This window comes from Nocardioides sp. NPDC054178, from assembly GCF_055585005.1.
Genome location: NZ_JBVJKY010000002.1, coordinates 21,102 through 46,118, shown reverse-complemented (window position 1 = coordinate 46,118; position 25,017 = coordinate 21,102). Strand labels below are relative to the sequence as shown.

Sequence of the window (25,017 nt, the reverse complement as noted above, 5' to 3'; positions counted from 1 at the left end):
AGGAGTCAGCTGCGTCGGCCGAGAGGTCACCTGCGTCGCCCGAGCCGGCAGCGCCGTGTCAGGTCGGCCGTCCTACGTGACGCCTCGGCCGACGTACGTGACGTCTCGACGCCGGTTCCTCGCCGCCTCATCCGAGACGTCAGCCGCGTCGGCCGAGACGGCAGCGCCGTGCCAGGTCGCCCGACCTGCGTGACGCCTCGCCCGACGCACGTGACGCCTCGCCCGACGCACGTGACGCCTCGCCCGACGCACGTGACGCCTCGCCCGACGCACGTGACGCCTCGGCCGACCTACCCGACGCCTCGGCGGTGCTTGCTCTCCACGGCCGCTGAGACGTAGGCTTTGCGCAAACGATTGATCGCGCGAGGGGGAGTGGCGATGCAACCGGAGGAACTGCCTCTCGCAGGGACCGTGGTCCTGGACTTCAGCCAGTTCTTGGCGGGCCCCGTCGCAGCGTTGAGACTGGCGGATCTGGGCGCGCGGGTGATCAAGGTGGAGCGGCCGCGGACCGGCGAGATCGGGCGTACGCTCGCATTCGCGGGGCGCTCGGCGGCGGGGGACACGCTCTCTTTCCATGCCATGAACCGCAACAAGGAGGCGGTGGTCGCCGACCTCAAGGATCCGGCGGACCTGGCCCGGGTGAAGGATCTCGTCGCCAGGGCCGACGTCCTCATCGAGAACTTTCGGCCCGGGGTCATGGAACGCATCGGCCTCGACTACGAGAGCGTGAGCGAGCTCAACCCGGCGCTGGTCTATGCGAGCGCCTCGGGCTACGGCGACACCGGCCCCTGGGCGAGCCGACCCGGCCAGGACCTCCTGGCCCAGGCGGTGTCAGGGGCGACGTGGCTCGCCGGCGCGGACCGGCCGATGACGATCGGCCTCTCCCTGGCGGACCATCTGATGAGCTGCCACCTCGCCGAAGGCGTGACCGCACTGCTCGTACGGCGGGCCAGAACCGGGCGGGGCGGGCTCGTGGAGACGAGCCTGCTCGAGGGCATGCTGGACCTGCAGGCGACGCTGCTGACTCGACGCGAGGGCGAGGGCGAGCACGAAAGCGGGGGCGAGGACCTGGCCCGCTCGCCTCGGCCGACGTCTGCCTGGACCGCCGCCGGGGTCTTCGCCACCAAGGACGGCTACGTCGCGCTGTCCGGGGTGCCGCTCGACGAGCTCGCGACCACGCTGGGCGACGCCGAGCTGGCCCGGCTCGCGGCCACAGCGGGCGAGGAGGAGGAGCCCCCGAACCAGGTGAGCGACCTGGTCGTCGCCGCGCTGGGACGCGACACGACGGCCGCCTGGCTGGACGCGCTTGACGCCCAGAACGGGTCGAGCGGATGGCTCGCGCCGGTGCTCACCCTCGAGGAGCTGCTCGCCTCGCCGGAGTTCGCCGCGCTCGAGATGACCCAGCAGGTCGAGCGTTCGGCCCCGGAGCCGGGTGGCACCGCCGTGACCCTGACGACCACCCGGAGCCCGATCCGCGTCGACGGCGAGATCCTCCGCCATCGTCGAGGCGCACCCCGGCTCGGCGAGCACGGCATCCTGCGCGAGGGAGCCGATCCGCTCGGGGGTGACCCGCATGGCCGATGACGGCCGACCGGCTCCTGCCACGCCGGATCAGTCAGGTCCCAAGCCACCGCTGCCGGGCAGAGCTAGGCTGCGGCCCATGGCCACCCTCGGCGATGTCGCAGCCCTTGCCGGTGTCTCGATCTCCGCGGTCTCGCGGGTGCTCAGCGACGCGCCGTCGGCCCGGGTGAGCGAGGCGACCCGCGAACGCATCGTGCAGGCGGCCAGGGACCTTCAGTACCGGCCCAACTTCGCCGGTCGTGCGCTGAAGTCGGCGCGCACCCAGGTGGTCGGCCTGGTGGTGCCCGACCTGACCAACGCCCTGTTCACCGAGCTCATGCACGGCGCCGAGGACGAGGCCGCCGCGAGGGGCTACACCCTGCTCCTCGGCCGCGCCGACGACGTACGCCCTGGCGGCGAGATGATCGCCCGGCTCATCGGCGAGGGACGCGTCGACGGCATGGTCATCCAGGTGGGCGACGGTGTCGCGCCGGCGGGGATGGGGGAGCTGCTGGCCTCGGGCGCGCCGATCGTGCTGATCAACTCCACCTACCCGGGACACGTCGGCTCGGTCGCGCTCGACGACCGCACCGGTGCCCGGATCGCGACCCAGCACCTGATCGAGCTCGGCCACGAGAGGATCGCCTTCGCCAACGGGCTCCCACGCTCGTTCACGGCGAAGCGGCGGCGAGTGGGCTACAAGGAGGCGCTCCTCGAGGCAGGGCTACCGGTTCGTCAGGGGTACGAGACCCGGATCGGCTACACCGCCGACAACGGCCGCGCGGCCCTGAGGCGTCTGATGGAGAGGGAGCCGCGGCCCACCGGGATCGTGGTCGCCAACGTCAACGCCGCCATCGGTCTTCTCGCTGCCGCCCGAGCCGACGGGATCCGTGTCCCCGAGGACCTGTCCGTGGCCACGGTGCACGACTCCTGGACCGCTGAGAACACCTGGCCGCCCCTGACCGCGGTCAGGATGCAGTTCTACGACATGGGACGCGCGGCGGTGCGCAGCGTGGTCCGCCGCATCGAGACCGGGGAGATGGCCGACGAGATGATCACCGACCCCGCCCCGGAACTCGTCGTGCGGGAGTCCACGGCGCCACCGCGCCGGGCCGATTGAGAACTCGGGAGACGAGCTCTCGAGCGGCCCGGCAGCAGCGGCTCAGGGTTCGCGTACGAACGTGACGTAGCTGGATCCGCCCTGCCCCGAGACACCGGAGTTGCCGCCGAGCGTGAGCGTGCCGGCCGGCACCTCCTTCCGGAAGAGCACCAGCGGTCGGTCGGTGGTGCCCACCGTCGCCGTCGTGCGGGTCCAGCCCCCGTCGGTGAGCCAGCGCGGCCACCAGAGGTTCTCACCACGATCGTCGAACGCGACCCACACCGTGGTGGGTTCAGTGACGTCGAGGGTGAGGTAGTCGTCGGCGACCACCTTGGAGTCGTCGTTGGCGCCCCTCACCAGGACCGTCCCGGCGAGCTCCTCGGGCAGGTCGCTGATGACGTACGCGCGGTCCACGTAGATCGGCGCGCCCTCCTCCGCGCGCAACAGGGCACGCAGCTTGCTCGGAGCAGCCACCCGCACCGTGTCGCTGACCACCTGGGGCGTGCTCGTCGCGACGCCGTACGTCCTGGAGCCGAGCACCAGCGGGGACTGCGCGGCAGAGCCGCCGAGCGGGACGAAGCGGTAGCTCGCCCCCGCCGGCGCGATCCGGTAGGACGCCCCCTCGGTGGTGGCGAACCGAAGGACGCCTCCCGAGCCGTGCTCGACGAGCCGGCCGCGGGCGTCCCGCACCTCGACCCGCCGTCCGGGCCACGGGTTCGCCACCGCGAGGCGGTCCCGACTGCCGGCTTCGATGCCGACGAGCGTGGGTTCACCGTCGCGGACCTCGACGTCGACCCGGTGTCCACCCGGGATCTGGACGGCGCCGGTCACGCTCCAGTCCTCCGGGATCGAGGGCGCGATCCGCACCGTGCCGTGGTCGTCCTGCACCAGGGCGTCCTGGACCGTGGAGGCGACGACCGCGTTCCACGTGTCGTAGAAGCCGCCGCCCTTGAGCGGGTCGTGGTTCTTGCTGTGTGCGGCGAAGCCGTTGTCGAACACCTGGAAGTCGCTCGTGCCCTGCTCGAGCAGGTCGACCATGTCGTCGGCGCGGTGCAGCCACGCGGCCTGCTGCGCGTCCGAGGCCCACTCCCGGGTCTGGTCGAACACCCGCGTCGTGAAGGTGTCGTGAGCGATCTGGTCCTCCGCGCCGACCGCCCGCCACGGCCAGATCGCCTCGAGGTCGGGGTTCTGGGTGTTGTGATCCTCCTCGTCGGTCGCGGACCAGGCGATCACCTCCTTGCCGTCGCGGACCGTCGTCGGCAGCTCGGGCAGCCGGGGGATCGCCGCCTCGAGCTGCGCGGAGAGGCGCCGGTTTCCGTGCTCCTCGGTGACCTCGGCCAGGAACGGGAAGATCGTGCGCATGCCGGCCACGTCGGGCGTCGGGTCGGTCGTGTCCCACTGCGTCTCCAGCGCGTTGACGTGGTGGAGGTGCAGCCGTCCGTCGTCGCCCTCCTCCAGGACCGAGAGGTAGAACTCGGCGACGCCCTCGAGCAGCGGATAGGCGCGGCGCAGGATCTCGCGGTCGCCGGTGTAGTCGGACTGGAGACGTACGTTCTCGACCAGCTCGGCTCCGGTCGAGAGGATGCGGTTGAGCCATGACGGCTCCATCGCGCTCACGCATGCTTCGGCGGTGCCGTCGTACACCAGGAACTCGGGGACACAGATCCCCTCGGCCTCCGGCCAGTTCTCCTGCGTCCACGCCTTCATCTCCTCGATCCGGTCGAGGTAGAGGTCGAAGTACGGGGCGTTCTGGTCGGCGGTGTCGGCGCCCAGATTCGCCCACACGGGCTGTCGCAGGTTGAAGTGCCACCACGCGTCCGACGCCCAGTGGATGTCGTCGCGGAACGAGGACCACAGGCTGGTCACGCCGCCGTGGCTGGCCGGCACCGCGCCGCCGCTGGAGGCCTTGGCGACGTAGAGCTGCATCGCCCGGAGCGCCTCGAAGTAGCGGGCCGACCCGTCGGGGCTGTCCAGGCGCATGGGCGCCGCGCCCTCCCAGTAGCGGTGCCACTCGTCCAGGTGGTTCCGCTGAGGCTGCGACGGAAGCCGGGTGGCGGTCGCTGCCGCGCGAGCCACGTCCTCGCCGGCCCAGGACGGGACGCCGAGCACGATGCGGAACCTCCCGTCAGCACCCGGACGGAACCTCAGTCGTACGCCGAGCTCGTCGACGACCTCGGCCCGCACATCGCGTGCCTGGGCGGTCAGCGCGGCCACCTGCCCGGTCGAGCGGGCGTTCGACTCGTCGGTGAAGGTCTCCGCGACGGCAGCCGTGTCACCGTGGGCCCATACGGTCGGCGTACGTCCCTCCCACAGGCCGAGCTCGGCGGTCTGCTGCTTGTCGGGGTCGGCGCCTTCCACCTCGACGATGAGCTGGTCGGCGTCGGCGCGCACGTAGCTGCGCACCGTCATGCCGTTGCCGCGTTGCGTGAGCGTCGCGTCGTGCAACGAGAGGCGACCGCGGTAGTCCTTCGCGGAGGAGAGGCCGTAGAGACCCGGCAGCACCAGCTGGCCGGCCGACTTCAGCTCCGGAAAGGTGTCGCCACGGTTCAGCTGGGCGGTCCAGCCGTCGGCTGCCCAGACACCGGCGCCGAGCTCGCCGTTGGCGAGCGGCACGGCCTGGTCGGCACGCCATGGTGCCGTGGCGAGGACGAGGTCGGAGCGCGAGAGCAGGTGGGCGGTGTCGACCCGGAGGGCATCGCGGAGCCAGGCCGAGGTGGTCCGCGACGCCGCGGGCGTCCCGTCGGTCGCAGTCGCGGGGGAGGTGGCGAACAGGGTCGCCAGCATCGTCAGCAGTGTCGTCAAGATGACCAGGGAACGAGTGGTGCGCATGGTCCTTCTTCCCGAGCCGGCTCGCCGTCGGGTGGGTGTCGGCTCGCAGTGAGATCAATCGTTTGACTTGCTCAATCGTTTGAGTGACGCCGATCACTTTGACGTCGTCGGCCATGGATCGTCAAGGGCTGGAAGGAAGATCCACTCAAACGATTGACCACTCCCGGTAATCTGCTCTAACGTTTGAGCAGTGGTCTGCGTCACACCGCACCCCGCTCGGGACACATCGTCGAAGGAGCCATGTCCATGAAGCGAAATCCACTCGGTTCACGTCACCGGGCGGCCTTGGTGGCCGCCGTGACCCTGCTGACCGCCTCGTTGCTGGGTGCGTGCGGCTCCGGCGGAGGGAGTGATGCCGCGGGGGAGAAGACGGACTCCGGAGGCGCGATCACCGTCTGGGTCGACCCGCCGCGCGTGCCCGCGGCGAATGCCTTCAAGAAGGCCTACCCCGACATCGACATCAAGATCAACCAGATCGACGGCACCGTCGGAGGCAAGTCCCTCCAGCAGCAGTTCGCCCAGTTCAACGAGGCCGGGAAGGGCTGGCCGGACGCCATCTTCTTCCCCTCGAACGACGACATCGCCTGGGCCTCCGGTGCGCAGATCGACTACACGCTCGACCTGAGCGACCAGCTGCCCGACGTGCTCGAGGGCTACGAGGGCTCGATCAACGCCGCCTGCGAGATCGACGGCCAGGTCCGGTGCCTGCGCAACGACGCGGCCCCCGACGTGTTCTGGTACAACAAGGCCTTCTTCGACGCCAACGGCTACAAGGTGCCGACGACCTGGGAGGAGTACGGCGACCTCGCCGTCAAGATCGCCAAGGAGCACCCGGGCAAGATCAGCGGCTTCACCGGCGATGCGTACGCCCCCGACCGCTATCTGTGGGGGTCGGGCTGCCCGACCAACGACCGGCAGTCCGAGACCGTGGTCCACATCGACACCTCGGACGCCAAGTGCACCCGAGCGGTGGACCTGATCGACACGATGCTGGGTGGCAAGGCTCTCTCGACCGTCGGCATCTTCGACCCGGACGCGGCCAAGGTCGGCAAGGACCTCGTCATGAGCCCCGGTGCCGCGTGGTGGGGCGACTACCTCTTCAACCAGACCTGGAAGATCCCGGCCGGTCAGATGACCGCCGTGGAACCGCTGGCGTGGGACGGTGAGAGCGAGCCCTCCACCGGCAACGAGGGCGGAGGCCTGTGGGGCGTCTCGAACCACATCACGGGCAAGCAGCTCGAGAACACGCTGACCTTCGCCGAGTTCGTCGCCACCGACCCGAGGTGGCAGGTCGAGCTCTCCACCGGTCTGCCGGCGTACGGACCCGTTCAGGACGCGTGGGCGGAGAAGCAGGCCAAGGCGAACTACTTCGCTGACAACGAGGCCACGTTCGAGGCGATGAAGAAGGCCAACGACCACGTCGTCGACGGCCATGCCTACATGCTCTACAACACCGGAGCGGTGTGGACCGAGACCATGGCCGCCGCTCTTGCCTCGGGAGGCGACGTCAACGAGGCCTGGACGTCCTTCGGCGACGAGCTGGTCAGCCAGGCGAAGGCGATGGGCTACACGGTCGAATAGCCGGGCCGCGCACGAGTCCCTTCGGCCCGGATCGTCCGGGCCGAAGGGACGCCATCCCAGTCACATCGGGTCCTCACGGTGGCCCGGACACATCGGAGGAGCAACATGTCGACCGCCTTGATGGAGGACATCGCCACCTCGCCGCCCGAACCGGGCGCGCGGCGTCGTCCCCGACGACGCGTGGCGCGGCCCAGCGAGACGCGTGGCGCCTGGGTGCTGATGGCGCCGTACCTCGTCCTGCTGATGATCGCGGGCATCATCCCGGTGGCGTACGCGATCAAGACATCGCTGGAGAAGGCGCCGACGCCGCTGGACCCCACCGGGGGTTTCGGTGGCGTGGACAGCTTCAGGACCGTCGTCACCGACTACCGGTTCGTCGACACGTTCGTCAACATCTTCGCGACCCTGGTGGTCTGGCTTCCGATCATGACCATCGGCATCGTCGGGCTGGCTCTGCTGGTCCATGCCAGCCCCGGATGGTTCGGGTCCTCGATGCGGTTCATCTACTACATCCCCGGGGCTCTGGCGGGCGTCGCCAACCTGGTGCTCTGGGTCTACCTGCTCAACCCGAGCCAGTCCCCGATCGAGGGGTTCTGGCAGGCGCTGGGTGTCGACACCATCAAGCAGGCGGTCGCCGGGCCCGGGAACCTGCCGTTCATCCTGGCCGCGATGATGTTCTTCCAGGGCGTCGGTCAATGGGTCATCGTGGTCAACGGCGGCCTCAACGGGATCTCGGAGGAGACCCTCGAGGCAGCGCGGCTGGACGGTGCCAACGAATGGCGGCTGGCCTGGCACGTGAAGCTGCCGATCATCCGGCCGTGGATCGGCTACGCGGTGCTGATGAACCTCGCCTACGGGTTCCAGCTCTTCCTCGAGCCACAGCTGCTCGACCAGGTCGCCAGCAACGCACTCGAGGATCAGTGGACGCCCACCCAGCTGGGCTATGCCTTCGCTTTCAGCAACTACAACTTCCCCGCAGCCGCCGCGATGTCGCTGATCCTGCTCGTGATCACGCTGGGGATCGGCCTGCTGGTCGTCTTCCGGACCGGCCTGTTCGGCGAGGAGGAGCACCGATGAGCCAGACCACCACGGCCGCGCGCCGCGCGCCCGCGGCGAAGCGAGGCATGTTCGACTGGAGCGTAGGCAAGACCGCGCGCGTCGTCACGATGCTGTTCGTCGCGTGCCTGTTCATCCTGCCGATCACCGGCTTCATCGCGATGGCGTTCCGGTCCAACGAGGGTGTCGCATCCGGGGCAGGCGGGCCGTTCGGCTTCGGCGACATGTCGTGGGACAACGCGCAGTACAGCTGGTCGCAGGTCAACGGGTTCGGACCCGGCGGTGGGCTCTACACCCGCTGGCTGATGAACACGCTCGCCGTGGCCGGCGGGGGCGCCCTGCTGGCGGTCGTCGCCGCGCTGCCGGCGGGATACGCGCTGGCCCGGCTCCGGTTCCGCGCCCGCCGGGCCGTCCTGCTGATCACCCTGATCACGATGGTGATGCCCAACACCGTGCTGGTCATCCCGATCTTCCTCGAGGTGAATGCCATCGGCGCGGTCGGTGAGCTCTGGCCGGTGGGGCTGATCATGGGCTTCTTCCCGTTCGGGGTCTATCTGGCCTACATCCACTTCATGACCACCATGCCCCAGGAGCTCGTGGAGGCGGCCCGGATCGATGGTCTCGGCGAGGTGGCGATCTTCTGGCGGGTCGCGCTCCCGATCTCCCGCCAGGCCGCGGTCCTGGTCGGTTTCTTCGCCTTCGTCGCCAACTGGATCAACTTCTTCCTGCCGCTGGCGCTGCTCTCCTCCAACCAGAACAACCAGACCCTCCCGGTCGGGCTGCAGCAGCTGATCGGCGCCAGCCCCCTGTTCAACCCGACTGTCGCCGCGGGCCTGGACGTGAAGCTCTACATGCCGCAGCTGGCGCTGGCGACCTTCATCTCGATGCTGCCGTTGCTGATCGTCTTCCTGGGCGCACAGAAGTTCCTGATGCGTGGCGAGACGATGGGGGCGGTGAAGGGCTGATGGTCATCGCCGAGCCGTCGCGACCCGAGTTCGACCCACACCCCGGCTATGCGCTCCAGATGCCGAAGACGCCGCGCCCGATCGTGCTCGTGGGTGCCGGCGGGATCGTCCGGGACGCTCATCTGCCGGCGTACGAGAAGGCGGGGTTCGAGGTCGCCGGCATCACCGACCTCGTTCCCGAGCGGGCGCACGACCTCGCCGAGCGGTACGGCATCCGCACGGTGAGCGCGGACGTCGCGGACGCGGTCCGGTCGGCTCCGGTCGACGCGGTCTACGACGTCGCCCTCCCGCCGGAAGCACACATCGAGGTGCTCGAGCAGCTGCCGGACGGAGCAGCGGTCCTGCTGCAGAAGCCCCTGGGCAACCACCTGGCCGAGGGAGTCCGCACCCGTGAGGTGTGCCGGCGCAAGGGGCTGGTGGCGGCGGTCAACACCCAGCTCCGGTTCGCGCCGTACGTCGCCGCTGCCCGCGAGCTCATCGCCGCCGGCACGATCGGGGAGCTCTACGACCTGGAGGTCCGGGTTTCGGTGCGGACGCCGTGGGAGATGTTTCCCTACGTGCTCGAGCTGGACCGGCTCGAGATCAACATGCACAGCGTCCACTACCTGGATCTGGTGCGCTCCTTCCTGGGGGACCCGACCGGCGTCCACGCCGTCACGGTGCGCCACCCGGAGAAGTCTCACGCCAACAGCCGCTCCGACATCGCGCTGAGCTACGGAGACCGGCCGATCAGGGTCGTCGTCTCCACCAACCACGACCACCACTACGGACCCCGGCACGAAGAGTCCTTCGTCAAGTGGGAGGGCACTCGCGGCGCCATCCGGGCACAGCTCGGCCTGCTGCTGGACTACCCGCGCGGCGGCGAGGACTCGCTCGAGGTGGTCACCGACGATCGGCTCGACGACGGCTGGCGACCGGTGCCGTTCGAGGGGTCCTGGTTCCCCGACGCCTTCATCGGCTCGATGGCCGTGGTCCAGCGCTTTCTCGAGGGGTCGATCCCGTCGCTGCCCACCGATGTCGAGGACGTCTTCCGCACCATGGCGGTCGTCGAGGCGGCGTACACGGACGCAGCCCGCGGGGGAGAGGCACCTCCGTATGACCGGTAGTCACGTGTCCCGCCTCGATCCGCCCCGCCGAAAGGAATCCCGATGACAGTCCCCCGTGCCTCCGAGCTGCCGCTGGAAGGCGTCACGGTCCTGGACTTCAGCCAGTTCCTGGCCGGACCCGTGGCGGCGCTGAGGCTCGCCGACCTGGGCGCCCGGGTCATCAAGATCGAGCGACCCGCTGGGGGAGACGCGGGCCGGAGCCTGGCCTTCGCCGGGCGCACGGTGAACGGCGACAGCCTCTCCTTCCACGCCATGAACCGGAACAAGGAGAGCGTGGCAGCCGACCTGAAGGATCCCGCCGACCTCGATCGCGTCCGCGGTCTGGTCGCGGAGGCCGACGTGATCGTCCAGAACTTCCGTCCCGGAGTGATGGAGCGGATCGGTCTCGACTACGACTCCGTCCGGGCGATCAACCCGGGCATCGTCTACGGCAGCGTGACCGGCTACGGCGGTGTCGGCCCGTTCCAGGACCGTCCGGGGCAGGACCTGCTCGCCCAGGCGATCGCCGGGCTGCCCTGGCTCAACGGGTCGGCCGACGACCCGCCGGTCCCCGTCGGGCTGGCGGTGGCAGACCACCTCGCCAGCTGTCACCTGGCCCAGGGCATCACCGCCCTGCTGGTCCGACGGTTCCGGACCGGGAAGGGCGGGCTGACGGAGACGAGCCTGATGGAGTCACTGCTGGACCTGGAGTTCGAGCTGCTGACCACCCGGCTCAACGACCCGACGGTCGAGGTCCGCCGCAAGGGGCCCCGGTCCGCCCACGCCTTCCTCTCCGCTCCCTACGGCATCTACCCGACGAGCGACGGCTACCTCGCCATCGCGATGAACCCCGTGCCCGTCATCGGGCGGCTGCTCGGGCTCCCCGAGCTGGAGGCGATGACCGATCCGCAGACGTGGTGGGACCGGCAGTCGGAGATCGAGGAGGCGATCGGCGACCGTCTCCGGGGTGACACCCGGGATGCCTGGCTGGCCGTCCTGGACGCCGAGGACGTGTGGTGCGCCCCGGTGCTCACCCTCGACGAGCTCGTGGAGCACAAGGGCTTCGAGGCCATCGCGATGACCCAGCACATCCGTCGGGACGACCTCACCCTGACGACCACCCGCAGCCCGATCCGCATCGACGGCGAGCGGCTCACCAATCCGCGCCCGGCTCCACGCCTGGGCGAGCACGACCTCGAGGGGGACCGATGACCGTCCTGCACGGCATGACCTGGGAGCACCCGCGTGGCTACGACTGCCAGGTGGCGGCATCGCTTGAGTACGCGCGCCGGACCGGGGTCGAGGTGCGCTGGGAGTACCGCTCCCTGCAGGCGTTCGCGGACGCGCCGCTGGCCGAGCTGGCGGAGCGCTTCGACCTGCTGGTCATCGACCATCCTCACGTGCCCCTGGCCGTCGCGGAAGGGGTGCTGGCACCGCTGGACGGCGCCGGGTATGACGACGAGCTGGCCGCCCTGGCAGCCGGTTCGGTGGGCAGCAGCCACGCCTCGTACCGCCATGACGGTCGCCAGTACGGCCTGGCCACGGACGCCGCTGCCCAGGTGGCCGCGCACCGCCCGGACCGGCTGCCGACTCCGCCCGGGACGTGGGAGGAAGTGCTCGACCTGGCCGCCGAGGGCAGGGTGCTCTGGCCGGCCAAGCCGATCGACGCCTACTCCACCCTGTGCACCCTGGCGGCCAACCGGGGGACGCCCGTCAACGCCGAGCCCGGAAGCTTCCTGCCCGAGGACGCCGCGCTGAGCGTGCTCGACCTCATGCACCGGCTCTGCGACCGGATTCCCTCGTGGTGCCTGACCGCGAACCCGATCGAGGTTGCCGAGGCACTGGCCGGCGACACGGCCGAGCCGTGGGCGTACGCGCCGTTGATGTACGGCTACACCAACTACTCCCGGGCCGGCTTCCGGCCGCATCGCCTCAAGTACGTCGACATGCCCTCCGGTCCCCGAGGAGTGGCCGGATCGCAGCTCGGGGGTGCCGGTGTGGCGGTCTCGGCCCGGTCGAGAGACCTCGACGCGGCCCGCGCGTACGCACTGTGGGTGGCCTCGCCGGAGGTCCAGTCGGGCATCTACTACGACGCCGGTGGCCAGCCCGGCTACGCCTCGTCGTGGGACGACGACCGGCTCAACGAAGACTCCTGGGACTTCTTCCGTGGCACCCGCGCGACCCTCGAAGGCGCATGGGTGCGGCCGCGTACCGCCGGCTACATGGCGTTCCAGGACACCGTCTCCCCGTGGGTGACGCAGGCGCTTGCCGGGCAGCTGACCGATGCCGAGCTGGTCCGCCGGGCCGGCGAGCTCGCCGAGCGCCTGCTCGGCCACGGAGCCGACACCGGCATCGAGGAAGGAGCGATCCGATGAGGGTCGAGGAACGCTGGTTCGAGGACTACGCGGTCGGAGAGTCCAGGACCACCCTGGGACGCACGATCACCGAGGCCGACATCGTCCTGCACGCCGGCCAGACGGGCGACTTCTTCCCGCACCACATGGATGCGGAGTGGATGGCCACCCAGCCGGCCGGGCAGCGGATCGCCCACGGGACGCTGATCCTCGCGGTGGCGGTCGGGATGACGGCCACCGACATCAACCCACAGTCCATGTCCTACGGCTATGACCGGATCCGGTTCATCGGTCCGGTCTTCATCGGCGACACCATCACCGTCACCGCCGAGATCACCGAGACGACGGAGCACAGGAAGAAGCCGGCCGAGCTCGGTTACGTCCACGAGCTCGTCACGGTGACCAACCAGCGTGCCGAGACGGTGCTGGTGCTGACCCATCTCTATCTCGTGAACAAGCGCAACGGCCACCCATCCCCACAGGAGGATCCCTCGTGACCCGTATCACCGCCGTCGATGTCACCGACGTCCGCTTCCCGACCTCGGTGTCGATGGACGGATCCGACGCCATGAACAAGGACGGTGACTACTCGGCGACGTACGTCGTGGTGAGCACCGACGACCCCGCGCTGTCCGGCTTCGGTTTCACCTTCACCATCGGGCGTGGCAACGACATCTGCACCCTGGCGGCCCAGCGCCGCGGCGAGCCGCTGGTCGGGCGCGACGTCGGCGAGGTGGTGGGTGATCTCGGGTCGGTCTACCGCGATCTCGCCTCGGACTCCCAGCTGCGCTGGCTCGGCCCGGACAAGGGGGTCGAGCACCTGGCCCTCGCCGCCGTGATGAACGCGGTCTGGGACCTGGCTGCCCGGGTGGCGGGCAAGCCGTTGTGGCGGCTGCTGGCCGAGATGAGCCCCGAGGAGCTCGTCGACGTCGCGGACCTGAGCTACCTGAGCGACGCCCTCACCCGGGAGGAGGCCTTGGATATCCTCCGCGCCGGCGTTCCCCATCGCGAGGAGCGGATCCGGCACCTGGAGGAGACCGGCTACCCCTGCTACACCACCTCTGCCGGATGGCTGGGCTACTCCGACGACAAGCTGCGCAGGCTCGCCACCGAAGCGGTCGAGTCCGGCTATCGGCACATCAAGCTGAAGGTCGGTGCGAACCTCGAGGACGACATCCGGCGCTGCGAGATCGCGCGCGAGGTGATCGGCTGGGACGCGAAGCTGATGATCGACGCCAACCAGGTCTGGGACGTGCCGCAGGCCATCGAGTGGGTCAACGCGCTGGCCCGCTTCGAGCCGTGGTGGATCGAGGAGCCGACGAGTCCCGACGACATCCTCGGTCACGCCGCCGTACGCAAGGCGGTGGCACCGATCGGGGTGGCCACCGGCGAGCACGGCATGAACCGGGTGCTCTTCAAGCAGATGTTCCAGGCGGAGGCCATCGACTTCTGCCAGCTCGACTCCGCGCGGCTGGCGAGCATCAACGAGATCCTCGCCGTCTATCTGATGGCCCAGAAGTTCGGCGTGCCGGTCTGCCCCCACGCCGGCGGCGTGGGGCTGTGCGAGCTCGTCCAGCACCTGTCCGTCTTCGACTACGTGGCCGTCTCGGGCACGCTCGAGGACCGGGTCACCGAGTACGTCGACCATCTCCACGAGCACTTCACGGACCCGTGCATCGTCGAGGACGGCGCCTACCGGCTGCCGGCCCGGCCGGGCTACAGCGCGGAGATGCATCCCGAGTCGGTGGCGACGTACGCCTATCCGAACGGCAGCTACTGGGCGACCCGGTGAGACCTCGGATGATCATCGACAGCCATCAGCACGTCTGGGACCTCACCCGCTCGCCCTATCCGTGGTTGGGTCCCGACGTGCCCGAGTACCACCGCACGTTCACCTTCGACGAGATCCAGCCGCAGCTGCGGGCGCAGGGAGTGGACGCGACCGTGCTGGTCCAGTCCGACGACCACGACGGCGACACCGACCTGATGATCGAGGTCGCCGACCAGCACCCCGAGGTGGTCGGGATCGTGGTCTACGTGCCGCTGGACCGGCCGGACGTGGCCGCCGAGCGGCTGGAGTCGCTGCGAGGCGATGATCGGGTGGTCGGCGTACGCAACCTGATCCACAACATCCCCGACCCCGACTGGATCCTCCGCCCGGAGGTCGGCGAGGGGCTCGGGCTGCTGGAACGGCTCGGGCTCACCTACGACCACGTCTCGGTGCTGCCACGTCACCTCGAGCACGTCGCGACGCTCTCCGAACGCCACCCCGACCTGCGGATCGTGGTCGACCACCTCTCCAAACCGCCGATCGGGGAGGCCGAGCGCGAGCCGTGGTGGAGCCTCATCGAGCAGGCGGCGTCGAACCCGCACGTGTTCGGCAAGATCTCCGGGCTCTATCCGGGGGCCGCCCCGGACAGCTGGGCCGTGGCCGACCTCCAGCCCTTCGTCGACCGGGCGGTCGAGGTGTTCGGCCCGAGCCGGCTGATGTACGGCGGCGACTGGCCGATCTCCACCGCGGCGGGAGGCTACGAGCGGGTCTTCGCCGGGCTCCAGGATGCCTTGGCCGGTCTGTCGAGCCAGGAGCGCGAGCAGATCTACGCCGGCAGCGCGCGGCGCTTCTACCGGCTCGACGAGCAACGGCTCGCCGCCGCGGAGGCGTCAGCTCGGGACGTGCTCTGATCTGTCAGAGATCAGATCATTTGCTTGGTCCTGACTGGTCGACGAGGCCGACTTCGGCCAAAACAGCCTTCAGTCTCAGCAAACATCGACATGACGTGTGATGTCTATTACATTGAAACAACCGATGTTTGCCCCATGGTGGGCGTGAGTCAGGAGGAAGCTGATGGTGGACTTCACGAGACGACGGGTGCTGCAGGCCGCCTCGGCGGTGGCCGGCGGTGCCCTGGTGCAGCCGGTCGTCACCCAGACGGCCGCAGCCGCCGACGAGCCGGAGACCAACCCGCTGGAGCTCTGGTACCGGCAGCCGGCCGCGGAGTGGCTCCAGGCGCTGGCGATCGGCAACGGCCGGATGGGCGCGATGGTCTTCGGCGGCGTGGCCAGCGAGAAGCTGATGCTGAACGAGGACTCGGTCTGGGCCGGTCATCCGCACAGCTACGACCCGCCTGCCGGAGCCGAGGCGCTCCCCGAGATCCGCAAGATGATCTTCGAGGACAACTGGGTGGGCGCCCAGCGTCTCGCCGACAAGGAGTTCATGGGACGTCCCAGCGAGCAGGCCTTCTACCAGCCGGTCGGTGACCTGCTGCTCGAGTTCCTGGGCCTCGACGGGGAGCCCGTGACGTACCGGCGCTCGCTCGATCTGCGGACCGCGACCGCGCTCTCGGAGTTCGAGGTCGGCGGCGTGCACTACCGCCGCGAGGCGTTCGTCAGCCACCCGGACCAGGTGATGGTCGTCCGCCTCACCGCGGACCAGGCCGAGAAGGTCTCGTTCAACGCCACCTTCGGTTCGCCGCAGCAGAGCGACGTGCAGCCCCACGATGCGCGGACGCTCGCTCTGGAGGGCATCAGCGGGGCCACGGAGGGGATGGAGGGCGCGGTCCGCTTCATCAGCCTCGTCCGCGCCGAGACCGACGGCGGCACGGTCCAGTGCGCCGATACCCAGCTGCGCGTGCGCAACGCCAGCTCGGTCACGCTGCTGCTCACGATGGCGACCAGCTACCGCAACTACGCCGACGTCAATGCCGACCACGTACGCCGCGCGGAGAAGCCCCTCGAGGCGGCCACCGGCCGCGGCTACGGCCAGCTGCGCTCGGCGCACGTGCGGGACTATCAGCAGCTCTTCGGCCGGGTCGACATCGACCTCGGCACCTCCGCCGCGATCGAGAAGCCGACCGACGAGCGGGTGGCGGCGTTCCGCGCCGGTGGCGACCCCCAGCTGGCCGCGCTCTGGTTCCAGTTCGGGCGTTACCTGCTGATCTCGTCCTCCCGGACCCCCGGGCAGCCGGCCAACCTGCAGGGCCTGTGGAACTACAAGATGCAGCCCGAGTGGCAGTCGAAGTACACGCTCAACATCAACGCCCAGATGAACTACTGGCCCGCCGGCCCCGCCAACCTCGCGGAGTGCTGGGACCCGATGTTCGCGATGACCGAGGAGCTCGCCGAGGTCGGGCGGAACACGGCCCAGAAGATGTGGGGGTCGGACAAGGGCTGGGTCGCCCACCACAACACCGACGGCTGGCGGGGCACCGCGCCGGTCGACTTCGCCTACTACGGGGTCTGGCCGATGGGCGGTGCCTGGCTCTCGCTGCTGTTCTGGGAGCGCTACGAGTACACCGGCGACAAGGCGAACCTCGCCGAGCACTTCCCGACGCTGCGCGGAGCCGTCGAGTTCTTCCTCGAGACGATGGTGCGCGACGAGCAGTCCGGCTACATGGTCACCTGCCCGTCGCACTCGCCCGAGATCAAGCACCACGAGCAGGACGACGAGGGGGTCAGCATCTGCGCCGGCCCGACGATGGACTGCCAGATCCTGCGGGACCTCTTCACCGCGTTCGAGAAGGCCGCCGGGGTGCTCGGCAAGCACGACCCGCTCGTGGCGCAGGCGGTGGCGATGCGCGACCAGCTGCCGCCCAACCAGATCGGCTACCTCGGCCAGCTGCAGGAATGGCTGATCGACTGGGAGGAGGCCGCCCTGGAGCGCAGCCGCCACGTCTCCCACCTGTGGGGCGTCTTCCCCTCGGACCAGATCAGCCCGCTGCGTACGCCGGAGCTGGCCGACGCCGCCCGCAAGGCGCTCGAGCTGCGCGGCCCGGCGGTCACCACCGGATGGTCGCTGGCGTGGAAGATGAACATCCGCGCGCGCCTTCTCGAGCCCGAGAACGCCTACCTCCACGTCCAGCACATGCTGCACCCCTCCCGGACGGCGCCCAACCTCTTCGACCTGCACCCGCCTTTCCAGATCGACGGCAACTTCGGTGCCGTCTCCGGGATCTCGGAGATGATCATGCAGAGCCACTCCGGCGAGCTCTTCCTGCTCCCGGCGCTGCCGGCGGCCTGGCCGGAGGGCAAGGTCCGCGGCCTGCGTGCCCGCGGTGGCTTCGAGGTCGACCTGAAGTGGGTCGACGGCAAGGTCGAGGTGGCGCGGATCCGCTCGCTGCTCGGCAACCGGCTCCGGCTGCGTACGCAGCAGCCGGTCAAGGTGGCGGGGACGGACGTCTCCCGGCCGGAGGAGAACGTCGTCGAGTTCGCCACCCGGCGCGGCAGCACCTACACGGTGGTTCCGCGGTAGGGCTGCGTCAGTGTCGTGGCGCCCGCGGCCGGCCCGGGTCTGCCTACGGGCGGACCGGGGTCGGCGCGGGCTCGCCGGCCAGCACGGCGCGGGCGTTGTCGATCGCGAGCATCGCCATCCGGTCGCGGGTGGCCCGGCCCGCGCTGCCGATGTGCGGCAGCAGGACGACGTTGGGGAGCGCCAGCAGGTCGGGATGGACGGCCGGCTCGTTCTCGAAGACGTCGAGTCCGGCGGCGCCGATGGTGCCGTCGGCCAGCGCGGCCGCCAGGGCGGCCTCGTCGACGATGGGACCGCGAGCGGTGTTGACGAGGACCGAGCCCGGCCCCATCAGCCGGAGCTCTTCGGTGCCGACGAGATGCCTGGTCTCAGGGGTCAGCGGGCAGTGCAGCGAGACGACGTCCGCGGCGACCAGCAGGTCGGGCAGCGGCAGGGTCTCGATGCCCAGGCGCACCGCCTCCTCGCCCGCGGAGCGGGAGGGGGTCGCGACGACGCGCATGTCGAAGGCGCGGGCGCGCCGGGCCATCGCCAGTCCGATCCGGCCCAGGCCGACGATGCCCAAGGTGGCACCGCTGCTGACATCGAGGCCCACGAAGAGGTCCGGCCGCCAGGACCAGGGCTCGCCGCTGCGTACGAACGCGTCGGCCTCCACCACGCGGCGGGAGGCCGCGAGCAGCAGCGCGAAGGCGAGGTCGGCGGTCGCCTCGTCGAGCACCCCCGGCGTGTTGGTCACGGTGATGCCGCGCTCGGTGCAGGCGGCGACGTCGATGTTGTCGTGACCGACCGCCATGTTGGCCACGACGCGCAACGACGGGCCGGCCGCGTCGAGCAGCTCGGCGTCGACCCGGTCGGTCAGCAGACAGACGAGCGCGGCGGCCCCGCGTACGTCCGCGAGCAGCTCTGCCCGGCTCTGCCCGGCCGGATCACCGGCGCAGGTCACCGGCCCGGGCAGCGCGTCCAGCGCTTGGCGAGCCCGGTCGCTGGGGAGAAAGGAGACGTGCAGGCGTCCTCGGTCCGGTGCGCTCACTCCTGCTCCTCGCGGTCCTCGGCGAGACTGCGGCGGATCCAGTTCTCGATCCCCGCGACGTGGGCCAGGGAGAGCGCGGCGGCGATGCTCGGCTGCCGGTCGACGATGGCCAGGGCGATGCCGCGGTGCTCGCGCTGTGTCTGGTCGAAGGAGTCCTGCTGGGTGACGCCGCGCCAGATCCGCGCCCGCTGGGTGCGGTTGGCGACCCCGTCGATGAACGAGCACAGCACGGTGTTGCCGGACGCCTTGGCGATGCGGTGGTGGAACTCCAGGTCGTTGGCCACGACGTCCTCCAAGGACGTCTCGGGGGTGACGGAGTCCACCAGCGCGAGCAGCTCGGCGGACTCCTCCGGGGGCATCTGCAGCGCCGCCTTCTCGGCGGCCAGCGGCTCCAGCGCCCGTCGTACCTCGAAGAGGTCGAGGACGCTGGAGTCCTGGTGGAAGTCGATGACGAAGCCCATCGTCTCCAGCAGGATCTCCGGCGTCAGGCTGGTCACGTAGGTGCCGTCGCCCTGGCGTACGTCGAGGATCCGCATCATCGAGAGCGCCCGCACCGCCTCGCGCAGGGAGCTGCGGGAGATGCCGAGCTGCACCGACAGGTCGGCCTCGCGTGGGAGACGGTCGCCGGGCTTCAGGCTGCCGTCGAGGATCATCTCCTTGATCTTCTCGATCGCCTCGTCGGTCAGCGCCATCGGGATCCTGGTCCTCTCACTCGGTCGGTCGCAACCGTAACGTTGCCATGCCGCCGTCGACAGCCAGGGCCACTCCGGCGGTCGACCCCGACGAAGGGCTGGCCAGGTACGCGACCGCGAGCGCGACCTCGTCCGCGTCGACCAGCCGGCCGTGCGGCTGCCGCGCGTCCAGCGCGGCGCGCTCGGCCTCCGGGTCGTCGGCCGAGTCGAGCAGGCGCTGCACCCAGGGGGTGGCGGCGGTCCCGGGGTTGACGCAGTTCACCCGGACGCCTTCCCGCAGATGGTCGGCGGCCATGGCCTGGGTCAGGGACTGGATCGCACCCTTGCTCGCGGAGTAGAGGGCGCGCTGCTGGATGCCCGTGGTCGCGGCCACCGAGGCGACGTTCACGATCGCGGCGGCAGGGGAGCGCCGCAGGTGCGGGAGCGCGGCGCGCGAGACCCGCACGGCGCCGAGGACGTTGACGTCGAAGACCGCGTGCCACTGCTCGTCGGGGTTGTCCTCGACCGTGCCCTGGGCGCCGATGCCGGCGTTGTTGACCACGATGTCGAGCCGGCCGAAGGCGTCGATCGTCTGGTCCACCGCGGCTCGGATGCTCGCGTCGTCGGTGACGTCGGCGCGGATGCCCAGGGCCTTGGGGTTGATGCCCTCGGGGTCGCGGTCGAGGGCTGCGACCTGGGCGCCGCGCTCGAGCAGGACCTCGACGACGGCGGCGCCGATGCCGGACGCGCCACCGGTGACGAGGGCGACGAGCCCGTCCAGCTCGGGCGTTGCTGCCGGGGCGCTCATGCCTGGCTCCCGAACGCGACGTACTCCTGGCGCTGGCGGCCGAGACCGTCGATCTCGATCTCGACGACGTCCCCGGGCTGGAGGTAGGGGAAGCGACCGGAGAGCCCGACGCCCTCCGGGGTGCCGGTCATGATCAGGTCGCCCGGGTCGAGCACCATGAACTGGGACAGATGGTGGATCACCGTCGCGACGTCGAAGATCATGTCGGCGGTGACGGAGTCCTGCCGCGGCTCGCCGTTGACGAAGGATCGCATGCCGAGCTTCTGGTGCTCCACCTCGTCGGGGGTCACGACCCAGGGGCCGACCGGGCTGAAGCCGGGGGCGATCTTGCCCTTGCTCCACTGGCCGCCGGAGATCTCGAGCTGGAACTCGCGCTCGGAGAGGTCGTTGGCGACCACGAAGCCGGCGACGTGCTCCAGGCTCTGGTCGGGGGAGTCGAGGTAGGAGGCGCGCTTTCCGATCACCACGCCGAGCTCCACCTCCCAGTCGGTCTTGGTGCTGTTGCGGGGGATGGTGACGGTGTCGTTCGGGCCGGCGATCGTGTTGGGCGCCTTGAAGAAGATGACCGGCACCGCGGGCGGCTCCGCGCCGGACTCGGCGGCGTGGGCGGCGTAGTTCATGCCGATGCAGACGATGGCGCCAGGCTTGCCGATCGGAGCGCCCACGCGGAGGGTGTCGGCGTCCTCGACGAGCGGAAGCTCGCCCGCTGCGAGCGCGGCGGCGGCCCGCGCCGGGCCGTCGGAGGCCCAGAACGCCTCGTCGATGTCGTCGGTGAGGCCGGCCAGGCTGCGTACCTCGTCCTCGAGCACGAGAACGGGCACTTCCTCCCCGGCGGGTCCCAGGCGGGCGAACTTCATGCGGTGGCCTCCAGCGGTAAGTAATCTGATCTATTGTCGAACTTGGGTTGCCGAATGCGGCAACAGATGCATATTGACAGTCTAAACATCAGATGTCTAGCCTCAAGTCGGCGGTCGGGCGACCGTGGGGGCAGAGGATGAGGAGGACGGATGCAGATCCCGTTGTTCGGACTCGGCTGTGCGCCGATGGGCAACCTGTTCCGGCCGCGTACGGATGAGGACTGCCAGGCGACGCTCGATGCGGCCTGGCAGGCAGGGGTGCGTCACTTCGACACCGCGCCCCACTACGGGCTGGGTCTGTCGGAGGAGCGGATCGGGCGGTTCCTGGCGACGAGGCCACGGTCGGAGTTCGTCGTCTCGACCAAGGTCGGCCGGCTCGTGCGACCCAACCCGTCCTGGGACGGGCAGTCCCAGGACGACATGGGATTCGCCGTCCCGGCCAGCTCGCACCGGGTCCTGGACTACTCCGCCGATGGCGTACGCCGCAGCCTCGAGGAGTCGCTGACCCGGCTCGGTCTGGATCGGGTCGACATCCTCTACGTGCACGACCCCGAGCTGTCCGGCGACCCGGCTGCCGTCGAGACAGCTCTCGCCGGCCTGGCCAAGCTCCGTGAGGAAGGCCTGGTCGATGCGATCGGCACCGGCTCGCTGTCGGTCCCGGCGCTCACCGCGACGGTCGAGACCGGCCTCGCCGACGTGGTCATGGTCGCCAACCGCTACACGCTCCTCGACCAGTCCGTCGCGGATGGCCTGCTCGAGGCGTGCGACCGGCACGGCACCCGGATCGTCGCGGCGGCCGTCTTCGCCAGCGGTCTGCTCGCCACGACTCCGCGCCGGGGCGCGATGTACAACTACGGCGAGGTGCCCGACGACGTCCTCGACCGCGCGCTGCGGATCGGTGAGGTCTGCGAGGCGCACGGCGTCGAGATCGCCACCGCCGCCCTGCACTACCCGCTCCAGGATCCGCGGGTCGTCTCGATCGTCGCCGGCGCCGGCCGGCCCGAGCAGGTGAAGCAGAACCTCGACCGGCTCGCCGTGTCGGTCCCCGAACAGCTGTGGACCGACCTGGCCGACCAAGGGCTGGTGCCGGCGTGCGCGTAGCCCTCATGGTCACCTGCATCAACGACGCGCTCTTTCCGGACACCGGTCGCAACGTGGTCCGGCTGCTCCGTCGACTCGGTGTCGACGTCGACTTTCCTCAGGGTCAGACCTGCTGCGGCCAGCCGATGGTCAACACCGGCTACTTCGACGAGGCGGTGCCGGTGCTGCGCTCCTTCGTCCGCGCCTTCGAGGGGTACGACGCCGTCGTGACGCCGTCGGGCTCGTGTGCCGGGTCGGCCCGGCACCAGCACGACCTGGTGGCGCGCCGCAGCGGCGACGAGGGCCTGCGGGCGGCGTCCCGCGAGACGTCCCAGCGCGTCTACGAGCTCAGCGAGTTCCTCGTGGACGTGCTCGGCGTCGAGGACGTCGGTGCCTACTTCCCGCACCGGGTGACCTACCACCCGACCTGTCACTCGCTGCGGATGCTCGGGGTCGGCGACCGGCCGCTGCGGCTGCTCCGGCACGTCCGTGGGATCGACCTGGTGGATCTGCCCGGTGCGACCGAGTGCTGCGGGTTCGGGGGCACCTTCGCGATGAAGAACTCCGACACGTCGGTCGCCATGGGCTCCGACAAGGCCCGGCACGTACGCGAGACCGGGGCCGAGGTCCTGGTCGCCGGTGACCGGTCCTGCCTGACCCATGTCGGCGGCCTGCTCTCACGGCAGCGCGCCGGCGTACGCGTCATGCACCTGGCCGACGTGCTGGCCCAGACCGAGGCGGCCGCGGTGGGGGCCTCGTGACCGGCACGTTCGTCGGGATGCCGGTGTTCCCGAAGGCCGCGCGCGAGGCGGTCGGCGACTCTCAGCTGCGCCGCAACCTCGCGCACGCCACCGGCACCATCCGTGCCAAGCGCGCCGCCGTCGTCGGCGAGGTGGAGGAGTGGGAGGAGCTGCGCCTGGCCGGTGCGGCCATCAAGGACAACGTCCTGCTGCACCTCGACGAGCACCTGGTGCGGCTCGAGGAGTCGCTCACGAGGGCCGGTGCGACCGTCCACTGGGCGAGCGACGCGGCCGAGGCCTGCCGCATCGTCGGCGACATCGCCGCCGCACACGACGCCACCGAGGTGGTGAAGGTGAAGTCGATGGCGACCCAGGAGATCGGCCTCAACGAGGCACTGGCCGCCCGCGGGATCGAGGCTTGGGAGACCGATCTCGCCGAGCTGATCGTGCAGCTCGGCGACGACCTGCCCTCCCACATCCTGGTCCCCGCCATCCACCGCAACCGCGCCGAGATCCGCGAGATCTTCGCCTCCGCGATGGGTGAGGTCGGCCGTCCCGCACCGGACGACCTGACCGACGAGCCCGCGCGGCTCGCGGAGGCCGCGCGCCTGCACCTGCGCGAGAAGTTCCTGCGTGCCAAGGTCGGGGTCTCCGGCGCCAACTTCGCCGTCGCCGAGACCGGGTCCCTGGTCGTGGTGGAGTCGGAGGGCAACGGCCGGATGTGCCTGACGCTGCCCGAGGTGCTGGTCTCGGTGGTCGGCATCGAGAAGATCCTGCCGACCTGGGACGACCTCGACGTCTTCCTCCAGCTCCTGCCGCGCTCGGCGACGGGGGAGCGGATGAACCCCTACACCTCGGTGTGGTCCGGCGTCACTCCGGACGACGGTCCGCAGGAGGTGCACGTGGTGCTGCTCGACAACGGCCGCACCGGCGCCCTGGCCGACGAGGTCGGGCGACAGGCGCTGCGCTGCATCCGCTGCTCGGCCTGCCTCAACGTCTGCCCGGTCTACGAGCGCACCGGCGGCCATGCGTACGGCTCGGTCTACCCCGGCCCGATCGGCGCCATCCTCAACCCCCTGCTGAAGGGCGCGGGCCACGACGACCAGACCGACTCCCTGCCGTACGCCTCGACGCTGTGCGGCGCCTGCTTCGAGGCCTGCCCCGTGCGGATCGACATCCCCTCGGTGCTGGTGGAGCTGCGCTCGCAGGTGGTCGACGCCCATCGGGGTGGCGTACCCAAGCCCGAGGCGGTGGCGATGAAGGCCGCCGGGGCGACGCTGGCCTCCGGGCGCCGGCTCGGGCTCGCTGAGCGCCTTGTCGGCGTCGGCGTCCGTGTTGCCCGCCGTGCCGGGGCGCGCCCCTGGACGCAGGCCCGCGACCTGCCGGACCCGCCCGCCGAGTCCTTCCGCGCCTGGTGGCGCCGCACCGGAGGAGATGAACGATGAGCACCCGTGAGGAGATCCTGGGCCGCGTCCGGTGGGCGATCGGTGACGCGCCCCGCCCGACCGCTGAGGTGCCACGCGGCTACCGGGGTGTCGGCGACGACCTCGACCGGTCCACGGTGCTCGACCGGTTCGTGGAGAGGGTCGAGGACTACCGCGCCACCGTCACCCGGTGCCGCGCAGCAGAGGTCGCCGAGGTGCTGGCGCGAGCGGTCGCCGGCCGGAGCGTCGTCGTACCCTCGGGCCTGCCGTGGCCGGTCCCCGGATCCGTCGACGACTCCGGGCAGTCGGCCGGAGAGCTCGACGCGATCGACGCGGTCGTCTCCGCGGCCGCGCTCGGCATCGCCGTCACCGGCACGGTCGTGCTCGACCACGGCCCCGGCCAGGGGCGCCGCGCACTCACCCTCGTCCCGGACCTGCATGTCTGCGTGCTCGGAGCCGCCCAGGTCGTGGCCGGCGTCCCGCAGGCCGTCGCCCGGCTCGACCCGGCGAGGCCGCAGACCTGGATCAGCGGCCCGTCGGCGACCAGCGACATCGAGCTCGACCGCGTCGAGGGCGTCCACGGCCCGCGCACCCTGCACGTCGTCCTCGTCGAGGACCTCTGACCGCTCGCCCATC

General features: G+C 70.4%; 21 protein-coding genes. 16 read left to right on the top strand and 5 right to left on the bottom strand.

Going from position 1 to position 25,017, the window contains the following annotated elements; all coding sequences use genetic code 11:
• Window positions 1–378 precede the first annotated feature (378 nt).
• On the top strand, window positions 379–1,584 hold the full coding sequence (locus ACZ6WN_RS06825) for a CaiB/BaiF CoA transferase family protein (RefSeq protein WP_465863578.1): 1,206 nt from the start codon (window positions 379–381) through the stop codon (window positions 1,582–1,584).
• A 76-nt stretch (window positions 1,585–1,660) separates the two neighbouring features.
• On the top strand, window positions 1,661–2,680 hold the full coding sequence (locus ACZ6WN_RS06820; RefSeq protein ID WP_465863576.1) for a LacI family DNA-binding transcriptional regulator: 1,020 nt from the start codon (window positions 1,661–1,663) through the stop codon (window positions 2,678–2,680).
• 42 nt (window positions 2,681–2,722) lie between these two features.
• On the opposite strand, the gene ACZ6WN_RS06815 is transcribed toward ACZ6WN_RS06820, so the two are convergent.
• Window positions 2,723–5,488: a glycosyl hydrolase family 95 catalytic domain-containing protein gene (locus tag ACZ6WN_RS06815; protein ID WP_465863575.1), complete on the bottom strand. Its 2,766-nt coding sequence runs from the start codon at window positions 5,486–5,488 to the stop codon at window positions 2,723–2,725.
• Window positions 5,489–5,734: 246 nt separating this feature from the next.
• On the opposite strand from ACZ6WN_RS06815, the gene ACZ6WN_RS06810 reads away from it, so the two are divergent.
• The 10 genes from ACZ6WN_RS06810 to ACZ6WN_RS06765 all read left to right on the top strand — a co-directional run bounded on the left by ACZ6WN_RS06810 (window position 5,735) and on the right by ACZ6WN_RS06765 (window position 17,777).
• Complete coding sequence (locus tag ACZ6WN_RS06810; protein WP_465863574.1) at window positions 5,735–7,069, top strand: ABC transporter substrate-binding protein; 1,335 nt, start codon at window positions 5,735–5,737, stop codon at window positions 7,067–7,069.
• Between the two features lie 105 nt (window positions 7,070–7,174).
• Complete coding sequence (locus ACZ6WN_RS06805; protein ID WP_465863572.1) at window positions 7,175–8,146, top strand: carbohydrate ABC transporter permease; 972 nt, start codon at window positions 7,175–7,177, stop codon at window positions 8,144–8,146.
• Window positions 8,143–9,090, top strand: a complete 948-nt coding sequence (locus ACZ6WN_RS06800; protein ID WP_465863571.1) for a carbohydrate ABC transporter permease — start codon at window positions 8,143–8,145, stop codon at window positions 9,088–9,090. The genes ACZ6WN_RS06805 and ACZ6WN_RS06800 overlap by 4 nt, the downstream gene beginning before the upstream one ends.
• A complete protein-coding gene (locus tag ACZ6WN_RS06795; protein ID WP_465863570.1) occupies window positions 9,090–10,196 on the top strand; it encodes a Gfo/Idh/MocA family protein in 1,107 nt (368 codons plus the stop codon). The genes ACZ6WN_RS06800 and ACZ6WN_RS06795 overlap by 1 nt, the downstream gene beginning before the upstream one ends.
• Window positions 10,197–10,238: 42 nt before the next feature.
• Window positions 10,239–11,387, top strand: coding sequence for a CaiB/BaiF CoA transferase family protein (locus ACZ6WN_RS06790; protein ID WP_465863568.1), 1,149 nt, complete (start codon window positions 10,239–10,241; stop codon window positions 11,385–11,387).
• On the top strand, window positions 11,384–12,550 hold the full coding sequence (locus tag ACZ6WN_RS06785; RefSeq protein WP_465863567.1) for an extracellular solute-binding protein: 1,167 nt from the start codon (window positions 11,384–11,386) through the stop codon (window positions 12,548–12,550). The genes ACZ6WN_RS06790 and ACZ6WN_RS06785 overlap by 4 nt, the downstream gene beginning before the upstream one ends.
• On the top strand, window positions 12,547–13,026 hold the full coding sequence (locus ACZ6WN_RS06780) for a MaoC family dehydratase (protein WP_465863566.1): 480 nt from the start codon (window positions 12,547–12,549) through the stop codon (window positions 13,024–13,026). Before ACZ6WN_RS06785 ends, ACZ6WN_RS06780 begins: the two co-directional genes overlap by 4 nt.
• Entirely contained in the window at window positions 13,023–14,321 is a 1,299-nt protein-coding gene (locus tag ACZ6WN_RS06775) for an L-fuconate dehydratase (RefSeq protein WP_465863564.1), read from the top strand. Before ACZ6WN_RS06780 ends, ACZ6WN_RS06775 begins: the two co-directional genes overlap by 4 nt.
• A gap of 8 nt (window positions 14,322–14,329) precedes the next feature.
• Window positions 14,330–15,211, top strand: a complete 882-nt coding sequence (locus tag ACZ6WN_RS06770) for an amidohydrolase family protein (RefSeq protein ID WP_465863562.1) — start codon at window positions 14,330–14,332, stop codon at window positions 15,209–15,211.
• 163 nt (window positions 15,212–15,374) lie between these two features.
• The gene (locus tag ACZ6WN_RS06765) at window positions 15,375–17,777 is read left to right on the top strand and encodes a glycoside hydrolase family 95 protein (protein ID WP_465863560.1); all 2,403 of its coding nucleotides are present in this window, start codon (window positions 15,375–15,377) and stop codon (window positions 17,775–17,777) included.
• A gap of 43 nt (window positions 17,778–17,820) precedes the next feature.
• Here ACZ6WN_RS06765 and ACZ6WN_RS06760 read toward each other — a convergent pair whose 3' ends face one another.
• From ACZ6WN_RS06760 to ACZ6WN_RS06745, 4 genes are read right to left on the bottom strand one after another with little or no spacing between them, the layout of a single operon-like run.
• Complete coding sequence (locus ACZ6WN_RS06760; RefSeq protein WP_465863559.1) at window positions 17,821–18,801, bottom strand: 2-hydroxyacid dehydrogenase; 981 nt, start codon at window positions 18,799–18,801, stop codon at window positions 17,821–17,823.
• Entirely contained in the window at window positions 18,798–19,493 is a 696-nt protein-coding gene (locus ACZ6WN_RS06755; protein ID WP_465863558.1) for a FadR/GntR family transcriptional regulator, read from the bottom strand. The genes ACZ6WN_RS06760 and ACZ6WN_RS06755 overlap by 4 nt, the downstream gene beginning before the upstream one ends.
• Window positions 19,494–19,509: 16 nt before the next feature.
• Window positions 19,510–20,280 carry an SDR family NAD(P)-dependent oxidoreductase gene (locus tag ACZ6WN_RS06750; RefSeq protein ID WP_465863557.1) on the bottom strand — a complete coding sequence of 257 codons (771 nt, stop codon included), beginning with the start codon at window positions 20,278–20,280 and terminating at the stop codon, window positions 19,510–19,512.
• Complete coding sequence (locus ACZ6WN_RS06745; protein WP_465863555.1) at window positions 20,277–21,137, bottom strand: fumarylacetoacetate hydrolase family protein; 861 nt, start codon at window positions 21,135–21,137, stop codon at window positions 20,277–20,279. The genes ACZ6WN_RS06750 and ACZ6WN_RS06745 overlap by 4 nt, the downstream gene beginning before the upstream one ends.
• Window positions 21,138–21,287: 150 nt before the next feature.
• On the opposite strand from ACZ6WN_RS06745, the gene ACZ6WN_RS06740 reads away from it, so the two are divergent.
• Genes ACZ6WN_RS06740 through ACZ6WN_RS06725 form a run of 4 tightly spaced genes read left to right on the top strand, consistent with a single transcriptional unit; the run spans window position 21,288 to window position 25,004 of the window.
• Complete coding sequence (locus ACZ6WN_RS06740; protein ID WP_465863554.1) at window positions 21,288–22,238, top strand: aldo/keto reductase; 951 nt, start codon at window positions 21,288–21,290, stop codon at window positions 22,236–22,238.
• A complete protein-coding gene (locus tag ACZ6WN_RS06735; RefSeq protein ID WP_465863552.1) occupies window positions 22,229–22,978 on the top strand; it encodes a (Fe-S)-binding protein in 750 nt (249 codons plus the stop codon). The genes ACZ6WN_RS06740 and ACZ6WN_RS06735 overlap by 10 nt, the downstream gene beginning before the upstream one ends.
• Entirely contained in the window at window positions 22,975–24,402 is a 1,428-nt protein-coding gene (locus ACZ6WN_RS06730; RefSeq protein ID WP_465863550.1) for a LutB/LldF family L-lactate oxidation iron-sulfur protein, read from the top strand. Before ACZ6WN_RS06735 ends, ACZ6WN_RS06730 begins: the two co-directional genes overlap by 4 nt.
• Window positions 24,399–25,004, top strand: coding sequence for a LutC/YkgG family protein (locus ACZ6WN_RS06725; RefSeq protein ID WP_465863549.1), 606 nt, complete (start codon window positions 24,399–24,401; stop codon window positions 25,002–25,004). The genes ACZ6WN_RS06730 and ACZ6WN_RS06725 overlap by 4 nt, the downstream gene beginning before the upstream one ends.
• The last annotated feature ends 13 nt before the right edge of the window (window positions 25,005–25,017 follow it).